7 protein-coding genes and 1 pseudogene are annotated in these 7,342 nt (G+C 73.3%); 5 read left to right on the plus strand and 3 right to left on the minus strand.

What is annotated here, in order from left to right; all coding sequences use genetic code 11:
- Positions 1-15: 15 nt before the first annotated feature.
- The 4 genes and pseudogenes from A6R01_RS13685 to A6R01_RS13700 all read left to right on the plus strand — a co-directional run bounded on the left by A6R01_RS13685 (position 16) and on the right by A6R01_RS13700 (position 3,299).
- Positions 16-720 (plus strand): (Fe-S)-binding protein, encoded by a 705-nt coding sequence (locus A6R01_RS13685; protein ID WP_292606809.1) that lies wholly within the window; start codon positions 16-18, stop codon positions 718-720.
- On the plus strand, positions 720-2,228 hold the full coding sequence (locus tag A6R01_RS13690; protein WP_292606794.1) for a lactate utilization protein B: 1,509 nt from the start codon (positions 720-722) through the stop codon (positions 2,226-2,228). Before A6R01_RS13685 ends, A6R01_RS13690 begins: the two co-directional genes overlap by 1 nt.
- Before the next feature lie 139 nt (positions 2,229-2,367).
- Positions 2,368-2,917 (plus strand): annotated as a pseudogene (locus tag A6R01_RS18335) (LUD domain-containing protein).
- Between the two features lie 73 nt (positions 2,918-2,990).
- The gene (locus A6R01_RS13700) at positions 2,991-3,299 is read left to right on the plus strand and encodes a hypothetical protein (protein ID WP_292606796.1); all 309 of its coding nucleotides are present in this window, start codon (positions 2,991-2,993) and stop codon (positions 3,297-3,299) included.
- Positions 3,300-3,445: 146 nt separating this feature from the next.
- On the opposite strand, the gene A6R01_RS13705 is transcribed toward A6R01_RS13700, so the two are convergent.
- Positions 3,446-4,078 carry a TetR/AcrR family transcriptional regulator gene (locus tag A6R01_RS13705; RefSeq protein ID WP_292606797.1) on the minus strand — a complete coding sequence of 211 codons (633 nt, stop codon included), beginning with the start codon at positions 4,076-4,078 and terminating at the stop codon, positions 3,446-3,448.
- A gap of 101 nt (positions 4,079-4,179) precedes the next feature.
- The gene (locus A6R01_RS13710; RefSeq protein ID WP_292606799.1) at positions 4,180-5,103 is read right to left on the minus strand and encodes an oxygenase MpaB family protein; all 924 of its coding nucleotides are present in this window, start codon (positions 5,101-5,103) and stop codon (positions 4,180-4,182) included.
- 83 nt (positions 5,104-5,186) lie between these two features.
- Here A6R01_RS13710 and A6R01_RS13715 point away from each other — a divergent pair, with 83 nt between their 5' ends.
- Complete coding sequence (locus A6R01_RS13715) at positions 5,187-6,752, plus strand: adenylate/guanylate cyclase domain-containing protein (protein ID WP_292606801.1); 1,566 nt, start codon at positions 5,187-5,189, stop codon at positions 6,750-6,752.
- A 54-nt stretch (positions 6,753-6,806) separates the two neighbouring features.
- Here A6R01_RS13715 and A6R01_RS13720 read toward each other — a convergent pair.
- Positions 6,807-7,342, minus strand: a 536-nt coding sequence (locus A6R01_RS13720) for a DUF305 domain-containing protein (RefSeq protein ID WP_292606803.1), incomplete at its 5' end; no start/stop codon positions are given.

Consider the following 7,342-nt stretch of genomic DNA (forward strand, 5'->3'; position numbering starts at 1 on the left):
TGCGTCAACGACGCGATGTTCCCCGACGTGGGGAAGGCGGTCGTGCGGCTGCTGCGCCGGCTCGGCTGCGAGGTCGACTTCCCGCGCGCCCAGACCTGCTGCGGGCAGCCGATGGTCAACACCGGCTACCTCGACGAGGCGGTCGGCGCGGTGCGCACCTACGTCGACGCGTTCGCGGGGTACGACGCCGTGGTGACGCCCTCGGGGTCGTGCGCCGGGTCCGCGCGGCACCAGCACGCGATCGTGGGCCGCCGCGCGGGCGAGACCGGGTCGGACCCGGGGCTCGCCTCGGCCGTGGCCGCCGCTGCTCCGACGTACGAGCTGACCGAGTTCCTCGTCGACGTGCTGGGCGTGACCGATGTCGGTGCGTACTTCCCGCACACCGTGACCTACCACCCGACCTGCCACAGCCTGCGGATGCTCGGGGTGGGCGACCGGCCGCTGCGGCTGCTGCGCGAGGTGCGCGGGCTGCGGCTGCGTGAGCTGCCCGCGGCCGACCAGTGCTGCGGCTTCGGCGGCACGTTCGCGGTCAAGAACTCCGACACCTCCGTGGCGATGGGCGCCGACAAGGCCAGGCACGTCCGCTCGACCGGCGCCGAGGTGCTGGTCGCGGGCGACTCCTCGTGCCTGATGCACGTCGGCGGCGTGCTGTCGCGACAGCGCTCCGGCGTCCGGACCGTGCACCTGGCCGAGGTCCTGGCCGCGACGGAGGATGACTGATGAGCCGCACGTTCGTGGGGATGCCACCGTTCCCGTCGGCTGCACGGGAGGCGCTGGGGGACACCCAGCTGCGCCACAACCTCGCGCACGCGACCGGGGTGATCCGTGACAAGCGGGCTCGGCTGGTCGAGGAGCAGGGCGACCTGTGGGAGCCGCTGCGCCTGGCCGGTGCCGCGGTCAAGCAGCGGGCGTTGGACGACCTGGCCACCCACCTCGAGCAGCTGGAGGCCTCGCTGACCGCGGCCGGCGCCACGGTGCACTGGGCGCGCGACGCCGAGGAGGCCTGCCGGGTCGTGGCGTCGGTGGCGCGCTCGCACGGCGTCGACGAGGTCGTGAAGGTCAAGTCGATGGCGACCGCCGAGATCGAGCTCAACGAGCACCTGGAGGCCGACGGCATCGCCGCCTGGGAGACCGACCTGGCCGAGCTGATCGTCCAGCTCGGCGAGGACCTGCCCTCCCACATCCTGGTGCCCGCGATCCACCGCAACCGCGCGGAGATCCGCGAGATCTTCCTGCGCCGGATGGCGGCGGTGGGACGTCCGGCGCCGGTGGACCTGACCGACGAGCCGGAGGTGCTGGCCGCCGCGGCGCGCGAGCACCTGCGGGAGAAGTTCCTGCGGGCCAAGGTCGGTGTCTCGGGCGCCAACTTCGCCGTCGCCGAGACCGGCACGCTGGTCGTCGTCGAGTCCGAGGGCAACGGCCGGATGTGCCTGACCCTGCCCGAGGTGCTGGTCAGCGTCGTCGGCATCGAGAAGGTCGTGCCGACCTTCGCCGAGCTCGACCCGCTGCTGCGGCTGCTGCCGCGCTCCTCGACCGGCGAGCGGATGAACCCCTACACCTCGATGTGGACCGGGCCCGCCGCGCCCGACGGCACGGCCGACGGTCCGCAGGAGGTGCACGTGGTGCTCCTCGACAACGGCCGCACCCGCGCGCTGGCTGACGACACCGGCCGGCAGGCGCTGCGGTGCATCCGCTGCTCGGCGTGCCTCAACGTGTGCCCGGTCTACGAGCGCACCGGTGGCCACGCGTACGGCTCGGTCTACCCCGGCCCGATCGGTGCGATCCTCAACCCGCTGCTCACCGGCACCGGAGTGGACGAGCAGACCGACTCGCTGCCCTACGCCTCCACGTTGTGCGGTGCCTGCTTCGAGGCCTGCCCGGTGCGCATCGACATCCCCGAGGTGCTGGTGCACCTGCGCTCGAAGGTCGTCGACGGCCACCGCGGCGACCGCCCCCCGAAGGCGGAGACGGTCGCGATGAGGGCGGCCGGCTGGGCGTTCGCCGACGCCTCGCGTCTGGGACTGGTCGAGAAGGCGTCCGGACTCTCGGGCCGCGTGCTCGCCCGCCTGTCGCGTACGACGCTGCCCGGGGGTCGCCCGGCCGCCGGTCGCCTCCCGGGGCCGGCCGCGGCGTGGACCGGTGCGCGCGACCTCCCCGCCCCGCCCGCGGAGTCCTTCCGGGGCTGGTGGGACCGCACTGACGGCGGCCGGGCCGAGGGGGAGCGGTGAGTCCTCAACCCTTCTTCCGCACTCCTCGGTTGACCATCCACCGCCGGGCCGCGGTCGCGCCCGGGGGCGGTGAGTCCTCAACGTTCCCGGGCCGCGGTTCGGTTGACCACGCACCGCTCCCCGCAGACAGGAGACAGCCATGAGCGGCCGGACGCCAGCCCGCGACGAGATCCTGGGGCGGGTGCGGTCGGCGCTGGCCGGAGTCGAGCCGACCCACGAGGGTGGCCGCGGCGGACCTGCCGGGGCACCTGGCGGGACTGTTCGCGCCGACCGAGCGTGTCGTCGTACCCCCGGGCCTGGACGGCGACCTCCTCGCCGCCGTCCCCACCCCGGTCGCCGACGCCCATCCCACCGGCAGCGGCCTCACCGCAGCCGACCTCGACGCCACCGACGCGGTGCTCACCACCGCGACCGTCGGGATCGCCGAGACCGGCACCATCGTGCTCGACCACGGCCCCGGCCAGGGGCGCCGCGCGCTGACGCTGGTGCCCGACCGGCACGTGTGCGTGGTGCGCGCCGACCAGGTGGTGCCCGACGTGCCGGACGCGATGGCTCCGCTCGGCGGGTCGATCGCCGCGGGCCGCCCGCTGACCTGGATCTCCGGGCCCAGCGCCACCAGCGACATCGAGCTCACCCGCGTCGAGGGCGTCCACGGCCCACGGACGCTGCACGTCGTCCTGGTGGAGTGATCCCGCGGACGCCCGCCCGCGGGAGGGGAGACGGCGGTACGTTGCCCGCACTCATCCCCTGACAGGAGTCGCCATGCCCACCTACACCCGCCAGTCCACCGTCAACGAGCTCGCGGCCACGGTGCCGGGCAAGGCGTTCAAGGCGATGATCCTGCGCCAGCTCCCGCCGACCAGCACCGAGAAGGAGCGCAAGGAGCTCGAGGAGCTGACCCTCGGGCTCCCGCTGGAGACGCTGGTCGAGATGTCGGAGGGCAAGCTCACCTGGGGCATCGCCGACTCGCTGATCGACCTGGCCAACGGCAAGCCGCACCACCTCGTGCCCCGCGTCGCAGGCGCCGGCGCCGGGCTGGTCAAGAAGGTCAGCAGCAAGATCCGCCCCTGACCCGGTCCGATCGCGCCGAGCCGGCGTGTCAGCGGCTGATGGGCCTGGTGCGGCGCGCGGTCCACGACGACGCGGCCATCACCCGGGTCGACCCCGCCGTGCGCGGCGCCTACCTGCGCCGGATCGGAGCCGACGCCGACTGACGTTCAGGCCTCCAGACCGCGGAACAGCAGGTCGGCGACGCCCTCTGCGAGCGTGTCGGGGTCCAGCGAGCCGTCGGGGGAGTACCAGTCGACCAGCGAGTTGACGGTGCCGAACACCAGCCGGCTCACGACCCCCGGCGGCAGGTCGGAGCGGAGGCTGCCTTCGGCCACCGCGTCCGCGACCAGGCGGGCCAGGTCGTCGTCGATGCGGCGCCGCCGGGCGAGCGCGGCGACTTCGAGCTCGCTGTTGCCGCGCACGCGCAGCAGCAGCGTCACGGCCGGGCGGTGGGCGGCGAGGATGCGGACCGCAGCGACGACCGTGTCACGCAGCCGGTCGTGCGCCGATCGTCCGTCGTCGGCCCGGGCGGCCTCGCCCACGGCGGAGTCGAGCCCCGCGAGGGCCTCGTCGAGCGCCGCACCGAGCAGCGACTCCTTGCTCGGGAAGTGGTGGTAGACCGCCGACTTGGTGACGCCGAGCGAGCCGGCCAGGTCGCTGATCGACGTGGCGTCGTACCCCTGCGCGATGAAGAGCTCGATCGCCGCCCGCAGCACCGCCTCCCGGTCGTGGCCGGGACGGCCGCGCCGCCGGGCAGGTGCGGACGTCGGGGTCTGCGCCGCGGTCGGCGAGTGAGGCATGCCCCGATCCTGGCAGAGCAGCGGTCGCGCGCCCGCCTCGTGTGGTCCAGTGCGGTCGATGGACCGCGCTCAGTCACACGAGGCGGAGGCCGGCGGGGTCGTCAGACCAGCGCCTTGCCGGTGCGGAGTCGCCGACGCATGTCCATCAGCAGCACGTTGAACGGGAAGATCCGCGCCTGCGTGGGCAGTGCGCGCTCGATCCGACCGAGGCGGCGCATCAGCCTGTCGAAGCGGGCCTGCATCTCGTCGTTCCATGGCAGGCCCAGCTGCTCGCGGAACTCCTGCGGCAGGAAGCCGGTGGTGACGAAGACGTTGAACGGCGCGAGGCGGCGGCGCATCCGGCGCGGGAAGTTCTGCAGGGTGGTCAGGCGCAGCAGGAAGTCGCGCACGTCGGGGTCGATGTGCACCTCCTTCAGGCCCTCCTCCCAGTACTCCGCGAACGCGGCCCGGTCCTGGGGCCACATCTCCGCTGGCACCTGCAGCGAGGTGCCGAAGCGGGCGCAGTGCGCGTAGAGCGCGTCGGCGGTCTGCTCGTCGAGCGGGCCGTGCATCTTCTCGATCATGTCGACGGTGCCGTAGTAGAGGCAGGCGGCGACCCACAGCTGCAGCCGCGGGTCCATCGCGCGGTACTGCACGGGCTCGTCGGGGGTGGAGACGACCTGCGCGTGCTGGCCGTTGACCGCCTTGCGGAAGGCCGTGCGGTCCTCGTCGGTGCCGAGCATGGAGACCGCGAGGTAGGTGAAGGTGGTCCGCGCGCGCTTGATCGGGTGCAGCATCGCCGAGCCGTCGTGGACGCGGGAGTTCATCACGCCGTACCCCACGCCAGGCCAGCTGAGCTGCAGGATCACGTTGGCGGGCCCGGCCATCCGGCTGCCGATGCCCGAGAGGTGGCGGCGCATGTCGAAGCCGGCGGGGACGGGGACGTCCCGGGCGACGCGCGCGCCACCGGGCGTGGTGGCGGGGCTGTGGTCGGGGCTGGTCCCGGCGGGGGCGCCGGACGCGGCGACGGTCTCCAACGTGCTCATGCGCAGCATCGTACGCCGTTGTTGGCACCCTGCCAACAGGTTGGTGCTCCCGCTGGACCGTCCCGCTCCGCCACACTGGTCCGGTGCTGGACCGACTCTCCCGACGCGCCTACGCCTCGCTGGGCTCGCGCTACCCCGTGGCCGTGGTCGGCGTCGGGGTCGTGGAGACGGTCTTCGTGGCCGTCGTGTCGGTGCTCGTCCTGGGGCTCTTCTTCCGGCCCGACCTCGGTGCGGTGCTGGCCGTGGCCGGGCTCGCCGCCCTCCTGACCGCGACATCCGTGTCGCTCGCGGCCTGGCGGGCCCGCGACGAGCGCTGCCGGCTCGGGGACTGGATGCGGCTCTCCCGCCCCACGCCCCGCGAGTCGGTGGAGGCCTGGGACATCGCCACGACCCTGACCCTCGAGCAGTACCGCCGCTCCTCGCCCGTGGTCATGGCCGTCTCGATCGTGCCCACAGCCGTGGCCGCCGCGCTGCTCTGGGACATCGGGTGGACCGGGCTGCTGGCGGTGACGCTGGCCGGGGTGATCCCGGGGCTGTACGCCACGGTCCTGTCCTACTCCCTCGGCGAGCGGCTGCTGCGGCCGGTCGTCGAGCACGTCGCCTCCGAGCTGCCCGACGACTTCTCCTTCGAGGCGCGCGGGCTGCCGCTGCGCAAGCGGCTGATGCTCGCGGTCCCGGCGTACACCACCACCTCGGCGGTGCTCGTGGGCGGTCTCGTGGGGCTGGGGGTCGGCGAGGGCTCGCCGTCCTCGCGGCTGCTGCTGACCGTGGTGCTCTCGCTGGGCATCGGGCTCTTCATGTCGCTGGAGCTCACCGGGCTGCTGTCGGGCAGCATCACCCGGCCGCTGCTGGACGTTCGCGAGCAGCTGGCCCGGGTGCGCGACGGCGACCTCACCGCCCGGGCGCCGGTGGTGAGCAGCGACGAGCTCGGCGAGCTGGCCCGTGACTTCAACACGATGGCGCGCGGCCTGGCCGAGCGCGAGGAGCTGCGCGAGCACTTCGGCACCTACGTCGACCGCGAGATCGTCCGCCTGATCCTCGCCGGCCAGGTGCCGCAGGAGGGCTTCGAGGTCGAGGTGTCGGTGCTCTTCGTCGACGTCCGCGGGTTCACGAGGTACGCCGAGTCCGTCCCCGCGCCGCAGGTGGTCGAGACGCTCAACGGTCTCTTCGCCGAGATGGTGCCGGTCGTCGAGGCCTTCGGCGGTCACGTGGACAAGTTCATCGGCGACGGCCTGATGGCCGTCTTCGGCGCCCCCGAGACCCAGGTCGACCACGCCGACCGGGCGCTGGAGGCCGCCCGGATGATCGTCGACGCCGTCCACCTCGGGAGCACGGGCCTGCGCGTCGCGGCCGGCATCAACTCGGGCCGGGTCGTCGCCGGTCCGATCGGCGGCGCCGGGCGGCTGAACTTCTCGGTGATCGGCGACGTGGTCAACGTCGCCGCCCGGGTCGAGGCTGCCACCCGAGAGACGGGCGACGACGTGCTCGTCACCGCCGATACCCGAGCCCTGCTGACCCGCTCGCACGAGCTCGTGTCGCGTGGCGAGGTCACCGTCAAGGGCAAGAGCCGGCCCCTCGAGGTGTGGGCACCGCTCACCACGTCCTCGTGGGACACCGACACCGACGGCCAGGTGGTGACCGGCGCCTGAGCGCGGGCCACCACCCGGCCCCCCGGTCCGGGGCGCCCGGTCCGGGGCGCCTTGTCAGCGCTCGAGCATCGACTCCATCAGGTCGATCTCGGCGCGCTGGCTCTCGATGATCGACGCGGCGAGGTCGAGGGTCCCCTGGTGCTCGCCCTCGTCCAGCTCGGTCTCCGACATCTCGATCGCGCCCTCGTGGTGCTCGATCATCATCTGCAGCCACATCCGCTCGAAGACCGTGCCCTCGGCTCCGTCCAGCTCGGCGAGCGCTTCCTCGCTCATGGCGCCGAGCATGTCGCCCATGTGCTCCATGTCGTCCATGTCCATCCCGTCGCCGCCCATCATCCCCATGCCGTCCGAGGTGTCGGGCACGGGCTGGTCCCACTCCTCGAGCCAGCGGCTCATCTGCTCGATCTCGGGGGTCTGGGCCGCCTCGATGTCGGCCATCAGCTGCTCGGCCTCCGGCGTCAGGTCGCGCCCCTCGGCCATGTCGACCATGCGCAGCGCCTGGGCGTGGTGGGGGATCATCTCGGTGACGAAACGGACGTCGGCGGCGTTGTGATCGGCTCCCTCGGGCACGGCGGCGCCCGGTTCGGAGT

It is taken from the genome of Nocardioides sp. REDSEA-S30_B4, assembly GCF_001627265.1.
Lineage (GTDB): Bacteria > Actinomycetota > Actinomycetes > Propionibacteriales > Nocardioidaceae > Nocardioides.